The sequence below is a fragment of the Streptomyces lydicus genome (genome assembly GCF_000717345.1).
Classification (GTDB): Bacteria; Actinomycetota; Actinomycetes; order Streptomycetales; family Streptomycetaceae; genus Streptomyces; species Streptomyces lydicus.
The window spans coordinates 21,783-47,061 of sequence record NZ_JNZA01000044.1 but is presented as its reverse complement, the minus strand read 5'-3'; the positions used below and the strand labels follow the sequence as shown (position 1 = coordinate 47,061).

Here is a 25,279-nt window from a genome sequence, read left to right as displayed (position 1 = left end):
GGTCCGGCCGTTCCGTACGGTCCGGGCCGGCTGTTCTTCCTCGTACCGGGCGTCTGCCCGGCCCTGCCGATGCTGGGCCTTCCCCCAAGGACAAGGTCAACCGGCGGTTTCCGCCGCGTCCCCCGTCCCCTTTCCCAGCTGGTTGAGCGCCCCCGCGGTCAGCGCCTGGACGCCCATGGTGAGGGTCGGCCGGGGCACCGGGACGAACCGCGGGGAGTGGTTGGAGGGGATGTCCTGGGCCAGCCGGCCGGCGGCGAGGGCGGTGCGGAATTCCTCCGGGTCCCATCCGCCGAGCCACCAGTAGTAGAGCGGCGCCCCGGCGGCGGTCGCCAGGAGGCCGGCGTCCTCGCTGCCGGTGGCCGGCTCGTAGGCGAACAGCCGCTGTTCGCCGAAGACCCGGGTGAACTCCTCGTTGACCGAGCCGAGGGTGGCGGCGTCGTTGACGGTGACGGGGAAGGAGTCGAGGAGCTCCGTCTCGGGGTCGCGGTCGGCGCCGGAGGCGGCGGCCTCGGCACGGGCCATGCGGTCGATGGCGGCGAGCACGGAGGTGCGTACGGTCTCGTCGAAGGTGCGGACGCTGAGCCGTACGACGGCCCGGTCGGGGATGACGTTGGCGCTGTCGCCGGCGTGGAAGGAGCCGACGGTGACCACGACCCGGTCCTTGGGGGCGACTTCGCGGGACACCACGGACTGCACCCGCTGGACGAAGGACGCCGCCATGAGCACCGGGTCGGTGGTGGTCTCGGGGCGGGAGCCGTGGCCGCCGGTGCCGTGGAAGGTGATCTGCAGGCTGTCGGCGGCGGCCATGCAGGCGCCCGGGCAGTACGCGATCAGGCCGGCGCCGAAGGGGGCGACGTGCTGGGCCAGCACCACGTCGGGCGTGGGCACCAGGTCCTTGTCGTAGAGGCCGGCGTCGATCAGCGCACGGGCTCCGCTGCCGACCTCCTCGGCGGGCTGGAAGAGGGCGATCAGCGTGCCGGACCAGTGCGCGCGGCCGGCGGCGAGCAGGTCGGCGGCGCCCAGCAGGCAGGTGACGTGGACGTCGTGGCCGCAGGCGTGCATCCGGCCGGGGACCGTGGAGGCGTACGGCAGGCCGGAGTCCTCGGTGACGGGCAGCGCGTCCATGTCGGCGCGCAGCAGCACCACCGGGCCGGGGCCGTTGCGCAGGACGCCCGCGACGCCGGTGCCGGCGATGCCGGTGGTGACGTCGTAGCCGCTGCGGGTCAGCCGGCGGGCGGCCTCGGCGGCGGTGCGGGTCTCCTCGAAGCCGAGTTCGGGGTGGCGGTGGAGGTCCTCGTAGAGCGCCACGAGGTCGTCGAGGCGGTCGTCGAGCGGGGCGAGGACGGCGGTGGGGGCGGAGTCGGGGGCGGCCGCGGGGGCGGTGTGTCCGGTCGTGTCACTGTCGCTCATACGCGCATTCGACCATGAACGGCGGCCGGGCTTCGAGCCTCCCGGCGTACCCGGTCGCCGCCGCGCTGGCCGGACTTGGCGGTTGCCCGCAGCACTGTCCGTGACACCGCAGCCCGCTGCTGCAACCGTGGATCAACCCGCCTGCGAGCCGTGGCGCTGGCAGGCCCGAGCCGAGGACCGGAGGCCGACGTTGGCCACTTCACCCCACCGACCGAACGGCGAGCCGCACGACATCACCACACATCTGATGGACCAGGCCATGGGCCATCTCTTCTCCGCGGCACTGCGCACCGCCGCCCGGCACCGCCTCGCCGACCACCTCTCCGGGGGCCCGCGCACGGCCGAGCAGCTGGCCGCCGCGACCGGCACCCACGCCCCGCATCTCCGGCGGGTGCTGCGCTACCTCGCCACCCGGGGCATCTTCCGGGAGGACTCCTCGGGCGCCTACCGGCTGACGCCGGCCGCCGAACCGCTGCGTACCGACGTGCCCGATTCGCTGCACTCCGCGGTGCTGATGATGACCGACGCGATGTTCCTGCGGACCTCGGCCGCACTGCCGGACGCCGTACAACACGGCGGCCCCTCCTTCGAGCGGACCTTCGGGGCGCCGCTCTTCGAGCACCTGATGGCGGACCCGGTCGCCCGGCGGCTCTTCGACGACGGGATGGCGTCGCTGTCCGCGCCGGTGGACGAGGCGGTGGCGGACGCCTATCCCTTTCCGGAGACCGGCACGGTCGTGGACGTCGGCGGTGGCCGCGGCGGTCTGCTGCGGGCCGCGCTGCGCCGCCGTCCGCAGCTGACCGGGGTGCTGTTCGACCAGACGCCGCCGCTGGCCCACCACCTTCTGGACGGCGACGAGTTGAAGGGCCGCTGGCGCACCGAGGAGGGCGACTTCTTCGCGTCCGTGCCTCCGGGTGGGGACGTCTATGTGCTCAAGCATGTGCTGCACGACTGGTCGGACGAGGACTGCCGGCGCATTCTGCGGAACTGCCGTACGGCGACGGCGGCGGGCAGCCGGCTGCTGATCGTCGACGCGGTGCTGCCGCCGGGCAACGCGCCGCACTTCGGCAAGACCCTGGACGTCGCGATGATGGTGGTGGTCGACGGGCAGGAGCGGACCGCGGAGGAGTTCGCGACGCTGCTGTCGGCGTGCGGTTTCCGGCTGACCCGGGTGCTGCCGACGTCTGCGTTCCCGTCGGTGGTGGAGGCGGTCGCCGAGTAGCCGGCGGGCCCTCGGCCGTACGACACACCGCGCTCCCTCACCGGCGGCACCGCCCGCCCGCGTTGTACTGAGGGCGGCCCCGCCGGGCCGACGAGAGGAGCTGATGTGCCGGACCTCATGCAGGCGCGCCGCCGCGACGAGGAGCACCGCACCGCGACCCCGCTGGAGCTCTTCTTCGACCTGTGCTTCGTCGTGGCGGTCGCCCAGGCCGGCCGGCAGCTGGCGCACGCGCTGACCGAGGGGCACTGGGGACACGGCATCTCCGGCTATCTGATGCTGTTCTTCGCCGTCTGGTGGGCGTGGATGAACTTCAGCTGGTTCGCGTCGGCGTACGACACCGACGATCCGCTGTACCGGGTGGTGACGCTGGTCCAGATCGTGGGGGTGCTGATCCTGGCGGCGGGGGTGCCGCGCGCCTTCGCCGACAGCGATTTCACCGTCGTCTGGTGCGGGTACCTGGTGATGCGGCTGGCGATGGTCAGCCAGTGGCTGCGGGCCGCGCGCGGCAGCCGGGGCACCGAGCGGCGCACCGCGCTGGGCTACGCCCTGGGGGTGACGGTCTGCCAGGTCGGCTGGCTGGGACTGCTGCTGCTGCCCGAGGGCGATGTGCTGTGGGTGTTCGTGGTGGTCGGGCTGATGGAGCTGGCCGTGCCGGCCCTGGCCGAGCGCTCGTACCAGACGACCTGGCATCCGCATCACATCGCCGAGCGGTACGGGCTGTTCACCATCATCGTGCTGGGCGAGACGATCGCGGCGGCCACCGTGGCGGTGCAGTCGGCGCTGGACGAGCACGACGAGCTGGGGACGCTGCTGCCGCTCGCGGGCGGTGGGCTGCTGGTGGTGTTCGCGGCGTACTGGATCTACTTCGCCGTGCCCATCCATCTGCATCTGCGCTCGAACCGGCAGGCGTTCCTGTGGGGCTACGGCCACTACCTGGTGTTCGGCTCGGCGGCCGCGGTCGGGGCGGGCATCGAGGTGGCGGTGGCGCAGGCGTTCGACAAGGCGCAGCTGTCGGCGTCGGCGGCGGGCGCCTGCGTGACCGTGCCGGCCGCGCTGTTCATGTTCACCGTGTGGCTGATCCACTCCCGCCATCACAAGCGCGGCCCGGCGCAGCACCTGGTGCTGCCGGTGTCGTCGGTGCTGGTGCTGGCGTGCACCTTCGCGGGGTCCTGGGCGGTGCCGGCGGCCGGTCTGGTGGCCGCCGCGACGGTCGCCGCGGGCGTCACTCTTACGGCCCGTCAGGGCACCGCTCTGGAGCAGTAGGGCGGGGCCGGCCGGCGTGCCGTCACCCGTCTCGGGGAGTCCGTCCCCGCGCCGGTCGCGGCGCGGACCGCCGGATACCGCCGGCCGGGCCCCGTCCGGTCCCCCGTAAGCGTGCCGAACGGCCGTACAGGGTGTCGAACCACTCTGATCCCGCATCAGATTCGGCCATCTTCCCGCCCCTCCGGAAAGGGCACGTCACCAGCGCGGCGGGGGCTCCGCACCACCCCCTCTCCCGCCGCTTCCCCGCCGATTGGCCGTCAATTGGTCACCGATGGGCCCCACTTCTCGTCTATTCGTGCTCCTGTTCCCCACGGTTCACGGAGGCCACCGGAGGCGCGCTGACGCAGAAGCGGTAGGGTGCAGATTGCCCTTTTTATGACAGGGGAACTCCTACGGGAAGCCCCGGGGGCGACCGCCGTCCGTACCTGGAGGAGACGCCAGCCATGGCCCGCCACGCCCAGTCCCGCGCACGGACGAGACTGTCCCGGCGCAGCAAGGCCGTGAGTGGTCTCGCCCTCTCCACCCTGGTCGGTACCGCCCTGTGGGCGTGGCCGGCCTCGGGTGACGACCACGACATCCGGACCGACGCCAAGAGCACCACGTCCGCGACGGCTTCCGGTCCGGACACGCCACGGACTCCCGCCGTCGCGCCCAAATCCGCCCCGAACGCCGCACGCGGTCCGGTCACCGACCGGCCGATCCCCGGCCTCAGCGACGAGGTCCGCAACCGCATACCTGCCGACAGCCGGCAGGTCCTGGTCGTGACGGGCGAGGACATGGACTCCTTCGAGTCCCGGGTCGTCCTGTACACCCGGGAGGAGGACTCGGACGACTGGGAGCCGGGCCCCACCTGGTCCGCGCACAACGCCGCCCACGGCTGGACCGACGACCACCACTACGGCGACCTGCGCTCCCCCATCGGTATCTACTCCCTCACCGACGCCGGCGGCCGGCTGCCCGCGCCCGACGGCACCAAACTCCCCTACGACCACAACAAGAGCTTCGTCGCCGACGGCACCGGCGTGGAGGGCGAGCCGCTGGCCGGCGCCTTCGACTACGTCATCGCCATCAACTACAACCGGGAGGCCGGCTCCTCCCCGCTGGACCCGCGGCGCCCCTGGGGCGACGCCAAGGGCGGCGGCGTCTGGCTGCACGTCGACCACGACGGCCCCACCCAGGGCTGTGTGAGCCTCAAGCCGAAGGTGATGCGGCAGCTGCTGCGCACCCTCGACCCCGACCTGCACCCGGTCGTCGTGATGGGACCGGCCGATTACTGAGCGGGCCGACGCCTGGCCGCACCCCGCGGGGCCGCGGGACGCCCTGACCGACGTCCCGGGCCTGCGGGTCGGCCATGCGCAGCGGACCGGGCACGGCCGGCTGACCGGCACCACGGTCGTCCTCGCCCCCGAGGGCGGCGCGATTGCGGCCGTCGATGTGCGCGGTGGCGGCCCCGGCACCCGGGAGACCGACGCGCTGGACCCCCGCAATCTCGTTCAGCGGATCGAGGCGGTGGTGCTGACCGGCGGCAGTGCCTTCGGGCTTGACGCGGCGTCCGGTGTCGTCGGCTGGCTGGAGGACGCGGGCCGCGGCTTCCGGGTGGGGCCCGACCCCGCGCAGGTGGTGCCCGTCGTCCCGGCTGCCGCGCTGTTCGACCTGGGTCGCGGCGGCGACTGGCGGGCCCGCCCGGACGCCGCGCTGGGCCGCGCCGCCGTCGAGGCCGCCGCGGCCTCCGCCCCGGGCGCCCCGGTCGGCGAGGGCAACACCGGCGCCGGCACCGGAGCGGTGGCCGGCGGCTTCAAGGGCGGCATCGGCACCGCGAGCGCGGTGCTGCCCTCCGGCGTCACCGTCGCCGCGCTCGCCGCCGTCAACGCCGCGGGCTCGCCGGCCGACCCCCGCACCGGCGTGCTGTACGGCCGGATGTGGCAGGGGCTCGGCACACCGCCCCCCGCGGAGGTGCACGCCGCCGCGCAGCGCCGGCTGGCCGAGGCCGGGGAGACCTCCCGGGCCCGCGCGGCCGGCTCCGTCCACCCGCCGCTGAACACGACCCTCGCCGTGGTCGCCACCGACGCCGCGCTCACCCGCGCCCGGGCCCACAAGCTCGCCGGCACCGCCCACGACGGGCTGGCCCGCGCGCTGCGCCCGGTCCATCTGCTCTCCGACGGCGACACGGTCTTCGCCCTGTCCACCGGCGCCCGCCCGCTCACCTCCGAGGGACCGGCCGCGGACCCCGCCTTCGGCGTGCACGCCGAGGCCGGCGCCCTGAACGAGATCCTGGCGGCCGGCGCGGACGTGCTGACCCGCGCGGTGGTACGGGCCGTGCTGACCGCGGAAACGGTCGACGGCCCGGGCGGCCTCTTCCCGTCGTACCGGGAGCTGTACGGCGCGGCCGCCGGCTGAGCCGCCGTCAGTCGGGGCCGGTCAGACCCCTACGGCTCCCAGCAGCGACCCCGCGGCGTAGGTGACGGCCATCGCCACCACCCCGCCGCCCACGTTCCGCAGCACCGCCCGGCCCACCGGCGCGGCCCCCAGCCGGGCGCTGCTCCATCCGCACAGCGCCAGCGCCACCAGCACCGCCAGCACGGTGATCCACAGCCGCTGCCCGGCGGGCGGCAGCACGATCGCCAGCAGCGGGAGCAGCGCCCCGACCGTGAAGGCGAGGAAGCTGGCGCCGGCCGCGTGCCACGGGTTGGTGAGTTCGTCGGGGTCGATGCCCAGCTCGACCTCGGCGTGGGCGCGCAGCGCGTCGTGCGCGGTCAGCTGCTCGGCGACCTCCCGGGCGAGCTGCTCCTCCAGGCCCTTGCCCCGCAACAGCTGCGTCAGCTCGACGAGTTCGGCCTGCGGCTCGGTGGCCAGTTCCCGCTTCTCCTGGGCCAGGGCGGCCTTCTCCGAGTCCCGCTGGGTGGAGACCGACACGTATTCCCCGGCCGCCATCGACAGGGACCCGGCCAGCAGGCCCGCCAGCCCCGCCGTCAACAGCGCGCCGCGGCTGTCGGTCGCCCCGGCGACGCCGACGACGAGTCCGGCGGTGGAGACGATGCCGTCGTTGGCGCCGAGGACGGCGGCACGCAGCCAGTTGAGGCGGCTGCCGAGCCCGCCGCCGTGCGCCTCGTCGTGCTCCGGTGTCTGCAAGGTCATCGAAGGAGCGTCTCATCCGGACCCGGCCCGGCACATCCGGCGCGACGGTGGGCCGGACCGCTCACCCCGCGTGCGTCCTGGGGCCGTTGCCGGTCCGCCGGGTGGTACCCCCGCTCGACGTCCCTGCACCGGCGGTGATCGGCCGGTGGTAGAAACGGCCGTATGTCCGCACCACCCCCCTCCCGGCCTCCGAAGCCCCCACCGCCCACGCTCGTCCAGCCGGCCCCCCGCACCCCCCGCACTCCCCCGCCACGGCGCCGACTGTGGTGGCACCAGCTGATATTGGGGCTGTGGTACCGGCCGGTGGAGGTCATGGACGAGGCCCGGGACCGCGGCGCCTGGAGCGCGGCGGTGCTGCTGTCGCTGATCAGCGGCGGCATCGGCGTGGTGTCGATGGACGCGTTCCGCGGCCAGTGGGCGGCCGACCGCACGGCGGCGCTTCAGCTCGCCGGGATCGCCGAGGCATGTGTACTGGCCGCCAGCATCGTGCTGGGCGCGGTCACCCATGCGATCGCCCGCACCCTCGGCGGCACCGGCCGCTTCGCGCCGACCGCGAGCCTGTTCATCGTGGTGTTCTGGGTGACGGATCTGCCGCGGATGGCGATAGCCGCCTGGCTGCCGACCGGCGCCACCTTCGTGCAGGCCGCGACCTGGACGACGTGGGGGTTCGGCTACGTCCTCGCGGTGCTGCTCATACGCGGCCAGCACCACCTGCCGACGCGGAAGTCCGCGGCGGCGGTGTCGGTGCAGATGCTGGCCGCGCTGGCCCTGTTGAAGCTGGGCCCGGTCCGCTGATCAGCTGCGGCTGGTGAGCTGCCGTACGAGGCCCTCGAACGCCGCGCGCTCCGCGGCGCTCAGTTCCACACACTCCGCGGGCGGACCGGCCGGCCCGGTCTGCCGCGGCACCGACCCGAGCAGCTCCGGCGACGAGGGTCCGCCCGCCAGGGGGAGGCCCGGAGCGGCGGAGGGCAGTCCGCCGGGGCCGCGCAGCCCGTAGCGCTCCCGCATCTCCCGCCGGTCGCGGCGCATCGCCGCCTCGTACCGTCCGCGCCGCAGCAGTCTCGTCATCGCGACGGCCCACACGACGGCGACCGCGAACAGCACGCCGAAGCCGATCTGCTGCAGAATCGATGCGGAGGGGAGCATGCGGTCCTCCCGGACGAATGAGGCGCTGGGTGAAGCCAGTAGACACCACACCTCGGCAGTGACGACAGGGGATCTTGGGACTTAAGTCCCGAAGTGACACATCTCCTATGACATTTCGCCACATTCCCGGCACCTGATCAAGGTCGGCCGACCGCCCCGGCGGCGAGTGCGACCGGGTCGCCGTCCCGGCAGGGTACGGCCCGCCCCGTTGGACATGCCGGAGCCTTCCCCCGGTGAAGATCGTCGCCGACCATGACGGCACACCGCCCGCGACGTGAGGAGTACGCACGTGCCGCAGCCGCACGGCCGAGACCCCCGGACGCCCGCCGACGCCCCACCGCCCGCCGCTCCACCCGCCCGCGCCCTGGACGGCATCCTCGTCGCCGACTTCAGCCGCGTCCTGGCCGGACCGCTGGCCGCCGCCACCCTCGCCGACCTCGGCGCCGACGTGATCAAGGTGGAGCGCCCGGGCGCCGGCGACGACACCCGGGCCTGGGGCCCGCCGTTCACGGCCGACGGGACGGCCGCGTACTTCGACGCCGCGAACCGCTCCAAGCGCGGGCTGGCCCTGGACCTCGGCGATCCGGACGACGCGGCGGCGGCCCGCGAACTGGCCCGCCGGGCCGACGTGCTGATCGAGAACTTCCGGCCGGGCTCGCTCGCCAAGTACGGCCTGGACCACGCCGCCACCCGGGCCGCCAACCCGGGCCTGGTGCACTGCACGATCACCGGTTTCGGCTCGGGGCCGGGTGCCCGGCTGCCCGGCTACGACTTCGTCGTCCAGGCCGTCGGCGGGCTGATGAGCATCACCGGCGAACCCGGCGGCACCCCGCTCAAGGCGGGCGTGGCACTGGTGGACGTCCTGACCGCGAAGGACGCCGCCACCGGGATCCTGGCCGCCCTGCACCACCGTCAGCGCACCGGCCGGGGACAGCTGGTGGAGGTGAATCTGCTCTCATCCCTGCTGGGTTCGCTGGTGAATCAGGCGTCCGGCCATCTGGCCACCGGCCGCGATCCGGAACCGATGGGCAACCGCCATCCGAGCATCGCGCCGTACGAGACGCTGGCCTGCCGTGGCGGGCAGCTGCTCGCGGTGGCGGTGGGCAACGACCGCCAATTCCGGGCGCTGGCGGGGGCACTGGGGGCTCCGGAGCTCGCGGAGGATGCCCGGTTCGCCCGCAATCATGACCGGGTGCAAAACCGTACGGATCTCATCAAAGCACTGGAAAACCGGCTGGCCGCCGACACCCCGCAGGGCTGGACGGAACGGCTGTCCGCGGCGTCCGTCCCCTGCGGGCCGGTCAACACGCTCTCGGAGGCGCTGGAGTTGGCGGCGCGGCTCGGGCTCGATCCGGTGACCCCCGTCGGCGAGGGCCGGACCCCCCAAGTCGCCAGCCCGCTCCGCCTCTCGGGGACGCCGGTGACCCAACCCTTCGCACCACCCCGCCTGGACGAGGACGGCATCCCGCTGCGAACCTGGCTGGCGGGGCCGGACGACCATCCGCTACCTTCGCGAATGTGACCTTGGTCACAACATCGCCATACCCGCAACCAAATCCGCCCGTAGGTGCTGTTTACCAGCACGGAATCACAACACCCTTGTATGGAGCAGCTCGTGACATCGCCGGACAACACCGCGCCCGCTCGGTCCCGCACCCCGCACCAGCTTCTCCAGCCGGCCGAACAGACGGTGCCGGGCGCGCCGCGGCGCACCCGCCGAATGCGCCGCACGCTGGCTGTGACCGCCCTGTTCGCGGCGGGTGCGCTGGCCCTGACCGCCTGCGGTGGCGATGCCTCGGCGGGTGGGAACGACGACGGCAAGAACGGCCAGGCGGGCGCGGACGCCGCGGCCAAGAAGGACGCGTCGGACGCCAAGATCCAGGTCTCGTCGAAGGACGGCGCCACCGACGCCAGCATCAACGACACCGGGGTGAAGGTCACCGGCGGCAAGTTGACCGATGTGAAGCTGACCGCCGCCGACTCCGGCAAGGTGATCGCCGGCGCCATATCGGCCGACGGCTCGTCCTGGAAGCCCGGCGTCCAGCTGGAGCGCGGCACCAAGTACAAGCTCGTGGCGAATGCCAAGGACGCCAAGGGCCGTTCGGCCACCGAGAACGCCACCTTCACCACGGTTTCCTCGGCCAACAGCTTCATCGGCAGCTACACCCCCGACGACGGCAAGACCGTCGGCGTCGGCATGCCGGTGTCCTTCAACTTCGACAAGGTCATCAGCAACAAGAAGGACGTCCAGTCCCACATCAAGGTGTCCTCCAGCAGCGGCCAGGAGGTCGTCGGCCACTGGTTCGGCTCCCAGCGCCTGGACTTCCGGCCGGAGGACTACTGGAAGGCCGGCTCCAAGGTCACCATGAAGATCGACCTTGACGGCGTGAAGGGCGGCCAGGGGATCACCGGCGTGCAGTCCAAGACGGTGTCGTTCACCATCGGGCGCTCGCAGGTCTCCACCGTCGACATGAACACCCAGCAGATGACGATCAAGCGGGACGGCAAGACCTACAAGACCATCCCGATCTCCGGCGGCAGCCCGCAGCACCCGACCTACAACGGTCAGATGGTGATCTCGGAGAAGTTCGAGCAGACCCGGATGGACGGCTCGACGGTCGGCTTCGGCGGCGAGTACGACATCAAGGACGTCCCGCACGCCATGCGGCTGTCGTCCTCCGGCACCTTCATCCACGGCAACTACTGGGGCTCCTCGTCCGTGTTCGGCAACTCCGGCACCAGCCACGGCTGCGTCGGCCTGCGGGACAACAAGGGCGGCGGGGGCGACACCCCGGGCAAGTGGTTCTTCAACGAGTCGCTGGTCGGCGACGTCGTCATCGTGAAGAACTCGCACGACAAGATGGTCCAGCCGGACAACGGCCTCAACGGCTGGAACCTGTCCTGGTCGGACTGGAAGGCGGGCAGCGCGGTCTGACGCGCCCGGTACACACCACGGCGGTGGCCGGTCCCTCCGGGGGCCGGCCACCGCCGTCTTTCGTCCGCCCGCCTTGACGGCCCGCGCCGGGGCGCGGGACCGTCGAGGCGGATGGCCGGATCCAGGGGGAGGCGGGAGCATGGACGAGGGTCTGCGGTGGCACCGGTCCAGCTATTGCGACGAGGGCGACCGGGCGTGCCTGGAGGCGGCCTTCGAGCCGGACCGCGCCCGCGTGCACCTCAGGGACTCCCGGCAGCCCGGCGGTACCGCCCGGCTCACGTTCCCCGCCGCGGCCTGGTCGCTCTTCATCGCCGCGACCACGGCCGACTGAGCCGGCCGACCGTGGCGGCTGCTCAGCGCCGGGCCAGCAGCTCCACCACGCCCGCGAACCCCTCGCTCCCGTGGCCGTCCGCCACCCGGCGCCGCATCAGCTCGAAGACCGGCGTGAAGAGTTCCGGGCTGACGCCCTGCGCGCGGCTGACGTCGCCGATGCCGTCGTGGGCCACCTGCATGGCGAGCGGGGAGCCGGTGACCGCGTAATCGCCGGCGTCGACCTGCGCCGCCATCGGGGGCAGTGCGTCGGCCATCGCCGTCAGCCACGGCACCAGCAGCGTCGTGGTGAACTCCGCCACCGAGCCGCCCGCCGACCGCACCAGCGCGGCCGCGTGCGCGAAGCCGCCGAACATGCCGTACATCCCGCTCAGCAGCGCCAGGTCGTGGAGCGCCGCACGGCCCGGCTCCGCCCCCAGATAGACGCTGCGGGCGAAGGAGTCGAGCAGTTCCCGGTGCGCCTCGAAGGCGTCCGGCGCCCCGCTGTAGAGCACGAACGCCTGCGGGCTCGCGATGATCTCCGGGACCGCCATGATGCCGCCGTCCAGATAGGCGGCCCCCAGCCCGGTCACCCGCTCCGCCATCGCACGGGCCTCCTCGGGCGACCCGTTGGTCACATTGACCACCGTCCGCCCCTGCCAGGCCGCGCGCCCTCCGCCCTGCTCCAACAAGGGGACGACATCGGCGTAGTCGAGGATGCAGACGAGGACCACCTCGCTCGCGGCGACCGCCTCGGCCACCGACGCGGCGTCCCGCGCGCCCCGCGCCAGGAGTTCCGCCGCCCTGCCGGGCGTCCTGTTCCACACCGTCACCCGGTGTCCGGCCGCCAGCAGCGCCCCGGCCAGTGCCCGGCCCATGCTCCCCAGTCCGAGTACCGCCACGTCCCGCGTCGTCTTCTCCACCGTCGCCACCGGTCAACTCCCCGTCTCGTCACGTCATGAAGCGGCCGCCGGGCTTCGTGCCGGCGGCCGCTTCCTCAGTCTTGGCGGGGGCCCGGCACCGGACAAGTACGCACTAAAAGGTGCGTACGCACCTTCAGGTACGTGCCGGTGGCCTACGGGCCGGGGCTCACGGGTGGTAGTGCTCGGCGACCTTCGTGGCCGCGCCGTTCACCACCGTGACCCGGACGTCGACGGAACCGAGGCGGGCAGCCTTGCGCAGGTCGGCCAGGCTGCAGGAGGTGGTGCCGTAGCCGGAGCCGTCCGTGTGGACCCGGCCGTCGGGCGCCTCGCAGAGCGCCGCCGCACCGAGCGCCTTGGTGCTGTCGGTCAGGTGGAACGCCTGCTCCATACCGTCCTTGGGCGCCACCGTGAGCTTGTCCTCGGTGAGCCACTTCAGCGTGCCGACCCAGGTGCCGCCGACGCCCTTGTTCCCGGCGGAGGCGCCGCCCTGGCCACCTCCGCCGGACGCCGCCGTCTTCCCGGCGCCCGTACGCGAGACCCCCTTGCCCGGTGCGCTGCCGGAGCCGCCCTTCGCGCCGCCGTCCGCAGCGGTCGGGTCGCCGGCCGAGGAGGAGGACGCGGCCGGTGCCGGGTCGCCCCCGCTCCGGCAGGCGGTCAGCGAGAGCGCGGCGGCGGCCAGCAACGAGGCGGCCGCGAGACGGCGGGTGCGGCGGAGGGTGGCGGTGGCGAGCGGCATGGGACGTTCCCCCGGGCTGGCGAGTGGTGAAGGGTGCCCTTCGGCGTGGGCATCCACGACTCTGGCCGCGCCCGCTAAGGATCCACTAACAGGCGGGTAACAGCCCCTTCGGCAGCTCTTAGCAGGTCAACGGCCCCCACCGGGCCGTTCTGCCGGTGGGGGCCGTGAAGGCGCGGGGACGCGTCCGGGAGGGATCAGGCGGCGACCGTCACCCCGGAGGCGTCGGAGGCCGAGGTGTCCGCCGGGCTGCCGGCGGAGGCCCCCCGCAGTCCCTTGAGGAGGATGACCAGGGCGGTGCTGACGCAGGTGCCGATGGCGATGGCGAGCAGGTACAGCAGCGGCTGGCCGATCAGCGGGACGACGAAGATGCCGCCGTGCGGGGCGCGCAGGGTGCAGCCGAAGGCCATCGACAGGGCGCCGGTGACCGCGCCGCCGGCCATCGCCGAGGGGATGACGCGCAGCGGGTCGGCGGCGGCGAAGGGGATCGCGCCCTCGGTGATGAAGGAGGCGCCGAGCACCCAGGCCGCCTTGCCGTTCTCCCGCTCGGCCTTGGTGAAGAGCCGGCCGCGGACGGTGGTGGCCAGCGCCATCGCCAGCGGCGGGACCATGCCGGCCGCCATCACGGCGGCCATGACCTTCAGGCTGCCCTCGTTGGGGTTGGCGAGGCCGCCGACCGCGAAGGCGTAGGCGACCTTGTTCAGCGGGCCGCCGAGGTCGAAGCACATCATCAGGCCCAGGATCGCGCCGAGGATGATCGCGTTGGCACCGGAGAGGCCGGACAGCCAGTCGGTCAGGCCCTTCTGCAGGGCCGCGACCGGCTTGCCGACCACCAGGAACATCAAGAACCCGACGATCACCGAGGAGATCAGCGGGATCACCACCACCGGCATGATGCCGCGCAGCACCGGCGGGATGGTGACCCGTTGGATCGCCATCACCACCGCGCCGGCGATGAGGCCGGCGATCAGACCGCCGAGGAAGCCGGCGTTGATGGTGAGGGCGATGGCACCGCCGACGAAGCCGGGCACGAGACCGGGCCGGTCCGCCATGCCGTACGCGATGAAGCCGGCCAGCACGGGGACGAGGAAGCCGAAGGCCACGCCGCCTATCTGGAAGAGCAGGGCCGCCCAGCTGGTGGCCTCGGTCCAGACGAAGTGGTCGGCGACGGACGGCGCCTTGTTGATCGTGTAGCCGCCGATGGCGAAGGCGAGCGCGATGAGCAGACCGCCCGCGGCGACGAACGGGACCATGTAACTGACGCCGGTCATCAGCCACTTGCGCAGCCGGGTGGCGTAGCTGTCGGTCGCGCCGGCGCCCTTGTCCATCGGGGCGGTGGGCCGCGCGGGGGCGCTCACCTCGCCGCGGGCGGCCTTCTGGCGCACCTCGGCGATGAGTTCGGCGGGGCGGTTGATGCCCGCCTTGACGCCGACGTCGACGATCGGCTTCCCGGCGAAGCGCTCCTTGTCCCGTACCTCGACGTCATGCGCGAAGATCACGCCGTCCGCGTCCGCGACGAGCTGCGGGTCGAGCCGCTTGAACCCGGCCGAGCCCTGCGTCTCGACGAACACCTCGACGCCGGCGGCGGTTCCGGCCTTCTCCAGCGACTCGGCGGCCATGTAGGTGTGCGCGATGCCGGTGGGGCAGGAGGTGATGGCGACGATACGGAAGGGGACGGCGGGCTGCGCGGCGGGTTCCGGGGGCGTGGGCTCGGCGGCGGCCGCCGTGGGCTCGGCGGCGGCCGGGGTGGAGGGCTCCGGGGCGGCCGGGGGCGTGGCCTCCGCGGCAGCCGTCGTGGGCTCCTCGGCCGCCTCCCCCGCGCCGGCCTCGTCAGCGCCGGTCGCGTCGGCACCGGTCGTGTCGGCCGCGCCGGCCTCCGCCGCCTCCGGTGCGTCCCCGCGGATCAGCGACGCCGCGCGGCCCGGCTCGGTGGCGGACCGCAGTGCACCGGTGAACTCCCCGTCCATCAGGTGCCGGGCGAGCGTCGACAGGATCGACAGATGGTCCGCGTCGCCGCCCGCCGGGGCCGCGATCAGGAAGATCAGGTCGGCCGGGCCGTCCGGCGCGCCGAAGTCGATGCCCGAGGCGCTGCGCCCGAAGGCCAGCGTCGGCTCGGTGACATGCGTACTGCGGCAGTGCGGGATCCCGATCCCGCCGTCCAGCCCGGTCGGCATCTGCGCCTCGCGGGCGGCCACGTCCGCGAGGAAGCCCTCCAGGTCGGTGACCCGGCCGGAGGCGGCCATCCGCTCGGCCAGCGAGCGGGCGGCGGCGTCCTTCGTTTCGGCGGACAGGTCGAGGTCGACCAGTTCCGCGGTGATCAGCTCACTCATCGCGGGCTCCCTTGCGCGCGGTGCCGCCGGGGTGGCGGCGGGGACGGAACGGGGGGTGACAGGGGGCGGAGGGCAGACCGGGGGCGCGGCGGGCGCCGCGGGAGCCGGCCCGGTGCGTGGTGGTCATGGCACGGGCTCGCTCAGTTCGCGGTCGCACGGCACCTGGTCCGTGGTCCGCACGGCCGCCGGGTCCAGGTCCGCCGGGGTGGGCATCGCGCTTCCCGGCAGCTGGACGGCGGCCGCGCCGTGCGCCACCGCGGCGGCCAGCGCGGCCACGCCGGTGCCGCCCGCCGCGAGGAAGCCGGCGAGTGAGGCGTCGCCGGCGCCGACGTTGCTGCGGACGGCGGCGACCGGGGCGCTGCCGAAGTAGCTGCCGGTCTCGTCGACCAGGAGCTGGCCGTCCGCCCCGAGGGACGCCAGGACGGCGCGGGCGCCGCAGGACCGCAGCTCCTCGGCCGCCTTGACCGCGTCGCCCAGGGTCGCCAGCGGACGGCCGACGGCCTGTGCCAGCTCCTCGGCGTTCGGCTTGACGACGTCCGGGCGTTCGGCCAGCGCGGCGGTCAGCGACGGTCCGGAGGTGTCCAGGGCGATCCGGGCCCCGGCGCGGTGGGCCCGGGCGACCAGCTCGGCGTACCACTCGGGTGTCAGACCGCGCGGCAGGCTGCCGCAGCAGGCGATCCAGTCGGCGCCCGCCCAGCGCTCGCCGACCTTCCGCAGCAGCGCCTCGGCCTCCTCGCCGGTCAGCTCGGGACCGGGCGCGTTGATCTTGGTGAGGGTGCCGTCGGGTTCGGCGACGGAGATGTTGGAGCGTGTCTGTTCGGCCACCGGCACGCCCGCCACCTCGATGCCCTCGGCGCCCAGCAGCCCGGCGAGCGCGGCGCCCGCGGGGCCGCCCAGCGGGAGTACGGCGAGGGTGCGGTGCCCGGCGGCGGCCAGCGCCCGCGAGACGTTGACGCCCTTGCCGCCGGGGTCGATCCGGTCGGCGGTGGCCCGGAGCACGGCGCCGCGGTCCAGCGCCGGGATCTCGTACGTACGGTCCAGGCTCGGGTTGGGGGTGACGGTGAGGATCATGCGCGTACTACTTCCGTGCCTGCGCGCTCGATGGCGAGGGCGTCGTCGGGGCTGAGCCCGGTGTCGGTGATGAGCAGGTCCACGTCCGACAGCTCGCCGAAGCGGGCGAAGTGCTGCTGCCCGAACTTGGCGGAGTCGGCGAGGAGGACCACCCGGCGGGCGGCGCGGATCAGGGCCCGCTTGACGGCGGCCTCCGCGAGGTCGGGGGTGGTCAGGCCGCCGTCGGCGGAGAAGCCGTTGGTCGCCAGGAACAGCACATCGGCGTTGATCTCGCGGTAGGCGCGCAGCGCCCAGTCATCGACCGCGGCCCGGGTGCGGTGCCGGATCCGCCCGCCCACGAGGTGGAGGGTGAGCCCGGGGTGGTCCGCCAGCCGCGCGGCGACCGGCAGCCCGTGGGTGACGACGGTGAGCTCGGCCTCCAGCGGGATCTCGGCGGCGAGCCGGGCGGCGGTGGTACCGGCGTCCAGGATCACGCTGCCGTGGGTGCCGCCGTTGTCGCCGCCCGGCAGCTCGGCGAGCGCGGCCCGCGCGATGCGCTGCTTCTCGTCGGCGGCGACGGCGTCCCGTTCGGCGAGGTCCGGCTCGAAGTCCAGCCGGCCGGCGGGGATGGCGCCACCGTGCACCCGGCGCACCAGGCCGGCCCGGCCCAGCGCCTTCAGATCGCGCCGTACGGTCTCGGCGGTGACCTGGAACTCCTCCGCGAGGGAGAGCACGTCGACCCGCCCGCCTTCACGGGCGAGCCGCAGAATCTCCTGCTGGCGCTCCGGTGCGTACATCTGTGTCTGTGTCCGTTCCATGCCCGAACCTGTGGTTTCACCACCAGGCTACGACTCGATTTCCGAGAAGTAAACAGATTCGGGCCAACGTCAGACCCAAACGGACATGGAAGGCCCGGGGCCGCCCCGGGGCCGCCCCGAAACCGCGGCCTCCGCGCATACAGGAGCCCCGACGCCGCGAAGGGCACCGGGGCTCGTTCTTGCCGGACGGCTGGACAGGGGCAGGGAGAGGGGCAGAGGGCAGGCACAGCGGGCGCCGGGCCCGGGGCTCACCCCGCCGCACGGGAGGGGCGCACGGGACCGACGGGGGCGGCTTACGCCGCCGCGTCGAAGCCCGTGTCGTGCGCCATCCGCTTCAGCTCCAGCAGCGCGTGCTTCTCTATCTGCCGGATCCGCTCGCGGGTCAGGCCGTGCTGCTTGCCGACCTCGGTCAGCGTGCGCTCGCGGCCGTCCTCGATGCCGTAGCGGGCCTTGATGATCGAGGCCGTGCGGTGGTCGAGGCGGTCGATCAGGTCCTCCAGCTCCTCGCTGCGCAGCAGCGTGAGCACCGACTGCTCGGGGGACGCGGCGGAGGTGTCCTCCAGCAGGTCACCGAACTGGGTGTCGCCGTCGTCGTCCACCGACATGTTGAGGCTGACCGGGTCGCGCGCCCAGTCCAGCACGTCGGTGACACGGGCGGGCGTGGAGCCCAGCTCGCCGGCGACCTCCTCGGGCTCCGGGTCGCGGCCGTTCTCGCGGTTGAACTCGCGCTGCACCCGGCGGATCCGCCCCAGCTCCTCGACGAGGTGCACGGGCAGCCGGATCGTGCGCGACTGGTCGGCGATGGAGCGGGTGATGGCCTGGCGGATCCACCACGTCGCGTACGTGGAGAACTTGAAGCCCTTGGCGTAGTCGAACTTCTCCACGGCGCGGACCAGGCCGGCGTTGCCCTCCTGGATCAGGTCCAGCAGGGGCAGCCCGGCACGCGGGTAGCGGCGCGCCACGGCGACGACCAGCCGGAGGTTGGAGCGGATGAAGACGTCCTTGGCCTTGGCCCCCTCCTCGATCAGCGCCTCCAGCTCCTCACGGGTGGCACCGGCGGCATTGCCGTCGGTGACCTCACCGTCGAGGATCTGCTGGGCGTAGACACCGGCTTCGATGGTCTGGGACAGCTCGACCTCCTTGGCGGCGTCGAGCAGGGGCGTACGCGCGATCTCGTCGAGGTACATGCCGACCAGGTCGCGGTCGGCGATCTCCCCGCCTACGGCGCGAACACTGTGGCCCCCGTCGGAAGCGGTGGTGCTCTCCTGACGACGGGCGACGGCACGGGTTGCCATGCGTGTGCTCCCTTTGCGATGTTGGGGTCTCCCCTGCTCGAGCGAAGCCGAGAGCTCGGGGAAGGTCGCGGGACGGTGGGGCGGGCCGGTTGGTGGTGCACCGACTGGGATGCTCGCCGAGTGGCCCGTCCGAAGGAAACAACGGCTGGAATCCGGACAGAATTCCCACCCGGCACCGCTATTTTTCTGATCATGCAGTACCCTGCCGCCCTACCAAGGGGGCCGAATGCCGGTAGAACCCGGGGAAGTGCAGGTCAGGGCGGGCACGGAGCAGGATCTCCAGGCCCTTACCGATCTTTACAATCACTACATCCGTGAGACTTGCATCACCTTTGACACGGAGCCCTTCACCGCCGAGCGGCGCCGCCCGTGGCTGCTCTCCCACCCCCAAGACGGTCCGCACCGCCTTCTGGTTGCGCAGGAGGCAACGAAACGGGCGAAAAACCCGCACAACGGGTCAGCGAAGCCCGTCGGGTCGACTACCCCGGCACTGCTGGGATACGCCACCAGCAGCGCGTTCCGTCCGAAGGCGGCGTACGCCCCGTCCGTCGAGGTCACCGTGTACTGCGCCCCGCACGCCGCCGGCCGGGGCGTCGGCACACTGCTCTACGAGGCCCTCTTCGCGGCGCTGGCCGCCGAGGACGTGCACCGCGCCTACGCCGGAATCACCCAGCCCAACGAGGCGTCCACCCGCCTGCACACCCGTTTCGGCTTCCGGCACATCGGCACGTTCACGGAGGTGGGCCGCAAGTTCGGCCGCTACTGGGACGTGGCCTGGTACCAGAAGGACCTGCGCTAGCCCCGGCCCGGACCGGCGGCCGGCCGCTCCGGTTGACGGGGGCGGCCCCCGGGTGTCGCCTGGACGGAAGGGCAAGCGAGAGGAGCCCGTCATGGACCAGCACGCTCACCACCGGGCCGCCCGCTCACACGGCACCGTAGAGACCGAGCACGGCGCGACCCGCGCCCGGCCCGCCGAGCAGCCCTCACGACTGGCGGCCCTGGCCGACCGTGTCCCGGCGACCGTGTCGCTCCCGATCATCACGGCCCTCGCCTTCGGCTGCTTCACGATCTTCCGCGCCCACAGCGGCGGCATCAAGGGCGGCCAAGCCGTCCTCTACGGGCTGGCCGCGGCCGTGGTCACCGGCGCCCTGGGCCTCGTGGTGGCGCATTTCCAGTCGTCCATGCTCACCGAGACCCGGGCACTCGCCTACGGCGCGCTCTTCGGCTGCGCGGTGGGCTGGAACTACAGCCTCGGCGGCGAGTCGGTCCTCAAGTCGGTCGGCTTCGGCCTCGGGATGGGCGCGGCCATGTTCGTCACGGCCCTGTACATCTTCCGCGGCCACCGCGTCCGCGAGCCGCACGGCGAGCACCGCCCGCACAAGGAACACCGCAGCCGGCACCTCCCCATGCCCACCCACTGAGCCGTCCGCTCCCGAGCCTCGCCGACCCCGCCCCGGCGGCCCGCGCGCTCACCCGGGGTACGGCGTCGCGTCGTCCGGCGTCCGGCACACGGCGCACAGCGGCCGGCCCCCGCCGGCCCATACTTCCGGCCACGGCTCAGCCCCGGGCGGTACCAACGGCCTAGGACGGAAGCCCGTTACGCGGCCCGGCCGGCGAACCTAGCCTCGGGCCATGGACACGACGAGCGGCACCCTCGACGAAGCCCTGCAGCGCCTGCACTCCTCCGGCCCCGAGTTCCGGGGCTTCCTGAGCAACCACGGCCCGATGGCCGTCGAAGCCCTGGTCCGCAACGGCCGGCAGCACACCGTCCACCGCTGGCTCGACGCCTACGCGCGCAAGCTGGAGGACGTACCGAGCGCCCGGGACCGCATCACCGACGCCAACTGGCAGGCGGCGCTGGGTGACCCGCGCCGGGTCACCGACTGGACCCGGTACTTCACCGACCGGCTCGCCGAACAGCCCTGGCGTGCGGTGCTCGCCACGTGGTGGCCACGGCTGCTGCCCGGTATCGCCGGCGCCGCCACCCATCCCGTCATCCGCGTGGGCCACGCCGTACGCAGCCTGCTGACGGAGGGCGAACAGGGCCCGCGCCGCGCGGAGTTGGCGCACGCCCTCGGCTACTGGGCGGCCCGCCACCTGCCGCTGCCCGCCACCGTGCGCCCCACCGGCCGCGCCACCCCGGCCGAGGCCCTGGCCGCCCTCCCCCGCGTCGCCGACCAGCGGGTGACACCGGTGGACGGCTACGCCCAACTGCCCGGCACACCCGGCTGGTTGAGCACCACCGAGTCGCTGCACGTCCCCCGGGACCCGGACGCGGCACGCGAGGGCCTGACGGCGCTCGTACGGGCCGCCACCCTCACCTACGCCGGCCACGGGCACGGGAACGGCATCATGCTGGTGCACGCCGCCACCGCGCCGAACGCGGTACTGCGCACCCTGCCCGCGCTGCCCCGGGCCCTGTGGGCGGACTCCTACGCGGTGGCCTGGGCGGCGGCCTCGGCGATCACCGCCGTCTACGCCGCCGACGCGCCGCGACCGGCCCCGGACGCCGCCGGGCTCGCCCCGGAAGAGGTCTTCGAGCGGGCGGTCGCCAACGGCAACGAGCACGCGATCAAGTTCGCGGACACCGCCCTGGACGTGGCGGCGGCCGCCGAGGACGGCGACACCCGCGCCCTGTCGGCGGCCCTGAACGCCGTACGGCTGATCGACACCGAGGACTGAGCGGGCGGTGCGGTGGGCGGTCCGGCCGATCGGCGGCCCGCCCGTCCCACCGCTCAGCCGTACTGCACCGACCGCTTCGACAGCCCCATCCAGAATCCGTCAATCACGCTCCGCCCGCTGTCGAGCTGCCCGTGGGCGTCCGCGGCCCCCAGCGTCACGAACAGTGGCGCGAAGTGTTCGGTCCGCGGGTGGGCCAGCCTGCCGGCCGGGGCCCGGTGCGCGAAGTCGAGCAGGGCGTCGACGTCCTGCGCCGCCAGCGCCTGCCGGCCCCAGTCGTCGAACTCCGCCGACCAGGCGGGCGTCCCGCCGTCGGCGTGCCGCAGCGCCGCCAGGTTGTGGGTGAAGAAGCCGCTGCCGACGATCAGCACGCCCTCCTCGCGCAGCGGTGCGAGCCGCCGGCCGACCTCGAGGAGCCGGCGCGGTTCGAGGGTCGGCATCGACAGCTGGAGCACGGGCACGTCGGCGTCCGGGTACATCTCGACGAGCGGGACGTAGGCACCGTGGTCGAGCCCCCGGTCGGGCAGGTCCGCCACGGGCGTGTCCGCCGTACGCAGCGTCCGCCGGATCCGCTCGGCGAGCTGCGGGGCGCCGGGGGCCGGGTAACGCACCCGGTAGTAGCGCTCCGGAAAGCCCCAGAAGTCGTAAACGAGCGGCACCGTCCCGGTGGCGCCGAGCGCGAGCGGCGCCTCCTCCCAGTGCGCGGAGACGATCAGTACGGCCGTCGGGCGCGGCAGCCCCGCGGACCAGGCGGCCAGTTCGCCCGGCCACCACGGGTCATCGGCCAGCGGTGGGGCGCCGTGGCTGAGAAACAGCGTCGGCATGAGGGACATCGCATACTCCACGGCGGCACACTGGGCGGTAGTCGGTACACCGAAAACATTCAGCCACCGCAACCGCAGTACTTGAATGTTCAAGCGTTACGGATCCAGTCTAACGCGACGTTGTTAAAACTTAAATAACTCTCGGAGCGGTGAGAGAGTGGTTGGTATGAGCACCGAACCCGCAGTAGAGCCACGCTGGCTCACCGACGAGGAGCAGTTCGCCTGGCAGTGCTATCTCCACGCCACCACGCTGCTGGAGGACCACCTCGACCGTCAGCTGCAGCGCGACGCCGGGATGCCGCACGTCTATTACGGCCTGCTCGTCCAGCTCTCCCGTGCGCCGCGGCGACGGATGCGGATGACCGAGCTGGCCCAGAACGCCAAGATCACCCGCTCCCGGCTCTCGCACGCCATCGCCCGCCTGGAGAGGAGCGGCTGGGTGCGCCGGGAGAACTGCCCCTCCGACAAGCGGGGCCAGAACGCCTATCTCACCGACGAGGGCATGCGGGTACTGGAGAAGGCCGCACCGGGGCACGTGGCGGCGGTACGCGCCGCGATCTTCGACCGCCTGACCCCGGAACAGGTCGGCCACCTCGCCGAGATCTGCCAGGTGATGACCGAGGGACTGCAACCGCAAGGCGCCGACCTCCCCTGGCTCCGCTGACGCATCGGCGGAGCCGGGAGAGGCCGGCGCCTGGGGGGTGAGCGAACCGGTCCGGCCGGTGCGCTCACGAGTGAGGCACGTGAGGTAAGTGAGGTAGGAGTCCGGTAAGAGTCCGCCCGGCCTCCTCCGGCTCAGTGCGCCAGCACCGGGATCTGGACCTCGTCCCCGGCCGCGGCCGGGGCGTCCTCCGAGGAGGCCGCCCGCGAACCGCCGCCGGGCCGCCCGGTGGTGATGAGGGTGAAGGCGATCGCCCCGGCCAGCGCCAGGATGCCGACCGCCCACCAGATGGCGGTGGAGTAGCCGTGCACCATCGCCTGGAGCTTGAGCAGGTCAGCCGAGCGCGCGCCGGCCGCGTGCGAGGTGGCGTACGCGGTGGTGGCGCTGGCCGCGATGGTGTTCAGCAGCGCCGTACCGATCGCACCGCCCACCTGCTGCGAGGTGTTGACCATCGCCGAGGCGACACCGGCGTCGCGCGGCTGGACGCCGTGCGTGGCCAGCGACATGGCCGGCATGAACGCCGTACCCATCCCGAGGCCCATCAGCAGGAAGCCGGGCAGGATCAGCGCGGGGTAGGACGTGTCCAGGTCGATCTGGGTCAGCACCAGCATGCCGAGCGCGGCGACCGTGAAACCGGGCGCCATCAGCAGCCGCGGCCGGACGCGGGTCATCAGCCGGGCACCGATCTGCGTCGAGCCGGTGATCATGCCGACGATCATCGGGAGGAAGGCCAGGCCGGTCGTCACCGGGGTGTAGCCCTTCACGATCTGCAGGTAGTAGGTCAGGAAGAGGAAGAGACCGAACATGCCGATCACGGCCAGGCCCAGCGAGGCGTAGATGCCCGCGCGGTTCCGGTCCATGACCACCCGCAGCGGCAGCAGCGGGGCCTTCACCTTGGACTCGACCAGCACGAACGCCAGCAGCAGCACGGCCGCCGCGGCGAACAGGCCGAGCGTCGGGCCGGCCAGCCAGCCGTCGGACTCGGCGCGGGTGAAGCCGTAGACCAGCGAGACCAGGCCGAGGGTGGCCAGGATGACGCCGGGGACGTCCAGCCGGGCGGGGTTGCGGCTGCCCGCGGGCTCCCGGATGACCAGCAGCGCGCCGGTCGCGGCCACCACGGCGAACGGGATGTTGACGAAGAACGTCCAGCGCCAGTTCATGTACTCGGTCAGTACGCCGCCCAGGATCAGGCCCACGGCGCCACCGCCACCGGCGATCGCACCGAAGATGCCGAACGCCTTGGCGCGCTCCTTGGCCTCGGTGAAGGTCACCGCCAGCAGGGACAGCGCGGACGGTGCCAGCAGCGCACCGAAGACACCCTGCAGCGCCCGGGCGCCCAGCAGCACGCCCTCGTTGGCCGCGGCGCCGCCGAGCGCGGAGGCCACGGCGAAGCCGACCAGCCCGATGACGAAGGCCCGCTTGCGTCCGAACAGGTCGGCCACCCGGCCGCCGAAGAGCAGCAGACCGCCGAAGGCCAGCGCGTAGGCGGTGATCACCCACTGCCGGTTGGCGTCGGTGATGCCGAGGTCCCGCTGGGCGGAGGGCAGCGCGATGTTCACGATGGTCGCGTCGAGGACGACCATCAGCTGGGCGAGGGCGATGAATATCAGCGCTTTCCAGCGCCGGGGATCGACGGGTACGGCGGTTTCAGGCATGGCGGGATCCACCTAGTGGTGCGTAAAAGAGCGAAGAACGGGACGGGTGGTGCGGGTGGAGCGTCGGGGCGGGCGCCCGGCCGGTGCCGGCGCGCCGCCCCGGTGGTCGGTTACGAGCGGCGCCTCAGGTCGTCCAAGGTGGCTGCGGAACCGGGCAGTTCGGAGCGCGCCGGCGCCTGCAGACCGTCCAGGAACAGCTGCAGATGCCGGTGCACGAAGCGGTCGAAGTCCTGGCACCCGCTACTCGGCAACGGCCGGGTGAGCTGGGTGATCGCGACCATCAGGTCACCGACGGCGACGTCGGTGCGCAGCTGGCCGCTGTCGCGCGCGGCGCCCATGACGGCCTCGACGGCCGCCTCCAGGCGTTCGCGCGCCGCGAGCAGATCGGGGTGGTCACGGTCGATACCGTCGGAGAGCAGCGGACACAGGGCCCCGATCCGTTCCGCCACCGCGTCGTGGACGAAGCGCCTCAGCGCCTGGAAAGCATCGGACTCCTCGGCAAGGGCACTCTCCGCACGGTCCGCGGTACGGGACATGACGGAGAGCGTGACGTGGTGGATCAACTCCGGGCGATCCGCGAAGTGACGGTAGAGCGTCGCATTGCCGACCCCCGCACGTCGAGCGATTTCATCGAGCGGGGCCTCGGCCCCGAACTCGACCACCGTCTCGCGGGCGGCCGCGATGATCCGTTCGCGGTTGCGCAGGGCATCGGCCCGCAGACGGTGCGGCTGCCCCTGCTTCCGGGACTTCACGCACGTGGCGACGTCGGTCATACGGCTCACTCCTCTCAACGGCACGGTGGGGGGAACGGCGGCCCACGACGTACCGCCGCGGACCACGCCCCCCGGTCTCGAACCGGGGAAGCACTCCCCGTTTCTCGAACGTCTGGTT

The 25,279-nt window shown here is 73.1% G+C and carries 24 protein-coding genes; 12 read left to right on the top strand and 12 right to left on the bottom strand.

What is annotated here, in order from left to right; genetic code table 11:
• Nucleotides 1-96: 96 nt before the first annotated feature.
• Entirely contained in the window at nt 97-1,410 is a 1,314-nt protein-coding gene (locus OO62_RS31985) for an amidohydrolase (protein ID WP_033271168.1), read from the bottom strand.
• Between the two features lie 190 nt (nt 1,411-1,600).
• On the opposite strand from OO62_RS31985, the gene OO62_RS31980 reads away from it, so the two are divergent.
• The 4 genes from OO62_RS31980 (at nt 1,601) to OO62_RS31965 (ending at nt 6,292) form a co-directional block, all read left to right on the top strand.
• The gene (locus OO62_RS31980) at nt 1,601-2,632 is read left to right on the top strand and encodes a methyltransferase (protein WP_033271167.1); all 1,032 of its coding nucleotides are present in this window, start codon (nt 1,601-1,603) and stop codon (nt 2,630-2,632) included.
• 105 nt (nt 2,633-2,737) lie between these two features.
• Complete coding sequence (locus OO62_RS31975) at nt 2,738-3,895, top strand: low temperature requirement protein A (protein WP_033271166.1); 1,158 nt, start codon at nt 2,738-2,740, stop codon at nt 3,893-3,895.
• Nucleotides 3,896-4,338: 443 nt separating this feature from the next.
• Nucleotides 4,339-5,172, top strand: coding sequence for a L,D-transpeptidase family protein (locus OO62_RS31970; protein ID WP_033271165.1), 834 nt, complete (start codon nt 4,339-4,341; stop codon nt 5,170-5,172).
• Entirely contained in the window at nt 5,165-6,292 is a 1,128-nt protein-coding gene (locus tag OO62_RS31965) for a P1 family peptidase (protein WP_033271164.1), read from the top strand. The genes OO62_RS31970 and OO62_RS31965 overlap by 8 nt, the downstream gene beginning before the upstream one ends.
• Before the next feature lie 21 nt (nt 6,293-6,313).
• Here OO62_RS31965 and OO62_RS31960 read toward each other — a convergent pair whose 3' ends face one another.
• Nucleotides 6,314-7,030, bottom strand: a complete 717-nt coding sequence (locus OO62_RS31960; RefSeq protein WP_033271163.1) for a VIT1/CCC1 transporter family protein — start codon at nt 7,028-7,030, stop codon at nt 6,314-6,316.
• Nucleotides 7,031-7,342: 312 nt separating this feature from the next.
• Between OO62_RS31960 and OO62_RS31955 the strand changes: the two genes are divergently transcribed.
• The gene (locus OO62_RS31955; protein ID WP_033271162.1) at nt 7,343-7,825 is read left to right on the top strand and encodes a YIP1 family protein; all 483 of its coding nucleotides are present in this window, start codon (nt 7,343-7,345) and stop codon (nt 7,823-7,825) included.
• Here the strand turns inward: OO62_RS31955 and OO62_RS31950 are convergent, their stop codons facing one another.
• A complete protein-coding gene (locus OO62_RS31950) occupies nt 7,826-8,176 on the bottom strand; it encodes a hypothetical protein (RefSeq protein WP_033271161.1) in 351 nt (116 codons plus the stop codon).
• A 289-nt stretch (nt 8,177-8,465) separates the two neighbouring features.
• Between OO62_RS31950 and OO62_RS31945 the strand changes: the two genes are divergently transcribed.
• The 3 genes from OO62_RS31945 (at nt 8,466) to OO62_RS31935 (ending at nt 11,442) form a co-directional block, all read left to right on the top strand.
• The gene (locus OO62_RS31945; RefSeq protein ID WP_199838878.1) at nt 8,466-9,698 is read left to right on the top strand and encodes a CaiB/BaiF CoA transferase family protein; all 1,233 of its coding nucleotides are present in this window, start codon (nt 8,466-8,468) and stop codon (nt 9,696-9,698) included.
• A gap of 81 nt (nt 9,699-9,779) precedes the next feature.
• Nucleotides 9,780-11,111 (top strand): L,D-transpeptidase, encoded by a 1,332-nt coding sequence (locus tag OO62_RS31940; RefSeq protein ID WP_078617465.1) that lies wholly within the window; start codon nt 9,780-9,782, stop codon nt 11,109-11,111.
• A 139-nt stretch (nt 11,112-11,250) separates the two neighbouring features.
• Entirely contained in the window at nt 11,251-11,442 is a 192-nt protein-coding gene (locus tag OO62_RS31935; RefSeq protein WP_033271160.1) for a DUF397 domain-containing protein, read from the top strand.
• 22 nt (nt 11,443-11,464) lie between these two features.
• On the opposite strand, the gene OO62_RS31930 is transcribed toward OO62_RS31935, so the two are convergent.
• The 6 genes from OO62_RS31930 to OO62_RS31905 all read right to left on the bottom strand — a co-directional run bounded on the left by OO62_RS31930 (nt 11,465) and on the right by OO62_RS31905 (nt 18,569).
• Entirely contained in the window at nt 11,465-12,352 is an 888-nt protein-coding gene (locus OO62_RS31930; protein ID WP_033271159.1) for an NAD(P)-dependent oxidoreductase, read from the bottom strand.
• Nucleotides 12,353-12,509: 157 nt separating this feature from the next.
• Entirely contained in the window at nt 12,510-13,079 is a 570-nt protein-coding gene (locus OO62_RS31925) for a hypothetical protein (protein WP_033271158.1), read from the bottom strand.
• Nucleotides 13,080-13,273: 194 nt separating this feature from the next.
• A complete protein-coding gene (locus OO62_RS31920) occupies nt 13,274-15,406 on the bottom strand; it encodes a PTS fructose transporter subunit IIABC (protein WP_033271157.1) in 2,133 nt (710 codons plus the stop codon).
• 123 nt (nt 15,407-15,529) lie between these two features.
• The gene (gene pfkB, locus OO62_RS31915; RefSeq protein ID WP_033271156.1) at nt 15,530-16,477 is read right to left on the bottom strand and encodes a 1-phosphofructokinase; all 948 of its coding nucleotides are present in this window, start codon (nt 16,475-16,477) and stop codon (nt 15,530-15,532) included.
• The gene (locus tag OO62_RS31910; RefSeq protein WP_033271155.1) at nt 16,474-17,253 is read right to left on the bottom strand and encodes a DeoR/GlpR family DNA-binding transcription regulator; all 780 of its coding nucleotides are present in this window, start codon (nt 17,251-17,253) and stop codon (nt 16,474-16,476) included. Before OO62_RS31910 ends, pfkB begins: the two co-directional genes overlap by 4 nt.
• A gap of 314 nt (nt 17,254-17,567) precedes the next feature.
• A complete protein-coding gene (locus OO62_RS31905) occupies nt 17,568-18,569 on the bottom strand; it encodes a sigma-70 family RNA polymerase sigma factor (protein WP_033271154.1) in 1,002 nt (333 codons plus the stop codon).
• A 226-nt stretch (nt 18,570-18,795) separates the two neighbouring features.
• Here OO62_RS31905 and OO62_RS31900 point away from each other — a divergent pair, with 226 nt between their 5' ends.
• The 3 genes from OO62_RS31900 to OO62_RS31890 all read left to right on the top strand — a co-directional run bounded on the left by OO62_RS31900 (nt 18,796) and on the right by OO62_RS31890 (nt 21,251).
• Complete coding sequence (locus tag OO62_RS31900; protein ID WP_033271153.1) at nt 18,796-19,368, top strand: GNAT family N-acetyltransferase; 573 nt, start codon at nt 18,796-18,798, stop codon at nt 19,366-19,368.
• A gap of 91 nt (nt 19,369-19,459) precedes the next feature.
• Nucleotides 19,460-19,990, top strand: a complete 531-nt coding sequence (locus OO62_RS31895) for a hypothetical protein (protein ID WP_033271152.1) — start codon at nt 19,460-19,462, stop codon at nt 19,988-19,990.
• Nucleotides 19,991-20,201: 211 nt separating this feature from the next.
• Nucleotides 20,202-21,251, top strand: a complete 1,050-nt coding sequence (locus tag OO62_RS31890; protein WP_033271151.1) for a questin oxidase family protein — start codon at nt 20,202-20,204, stop codon at nt 21,249-21,251.
• 53 nt (nt 21,252-21,304) lie between these two features.
• On the opposite strand, the gene OO62_RS31885 is transcribed toward OO62_RS31890, so the two are convergent.
• Nucleotides 21,305-22,081, bottom strand: a complete 777-nt coding sequence (locus OO62_RS31885) for a dioxygenase family protein (RefSeq protein ID WP_033271150.1) — start codon at nt 22,079-22,081, stop codon at nt 21,305-21,307.
• Between the two features lie 157 nt (nt 22,082-22,238).
• On the opposite strand from OO62_RS31885, the gene OO62_RS31880 reads away from it, so the two are divergent.
• A complete protein-coding gene (locus OO62_RS31880; RefSeq protein WP_033271149.1) occupies nt 22,239-22,736 on the top strand; it encodes a MarR family winged helix-turn-helix transcriptional regulator in 498 nt (165 codons plus the stop codon).
• Nucleotides 22,737-22,867: 131 nt separating this feature from the next.
• Here the strand turns inward: OO62_RS31880 and OO62_RS31875 are convergent, their stop codons facing one another.
• Complete coding sequence (locus OO62_RS31875; RefSeq protein ID WP_033271148.1) at nt 22,868-24,388, bottom strand: MFS transporter; 1,521 nt, start codon at nt 24,386-24,388, stop codon at nt 22,868-22,870.
• Between the two features lie 110 nt (nt 24,389-24,498).
• Nucleotides 24,499-25,161, bottom strand: a complete 663-nt coding sequence (locus OO62_RS31870; protein ID WP_033271147.1) for a TetR/AcrR family transcriptional regulator — start codon at nt 25,159-25,161, stop codon at nt 24,499-24,501.
• Nucleotides 25,162-25,279 lie beyond the last annotated feature (118 nt).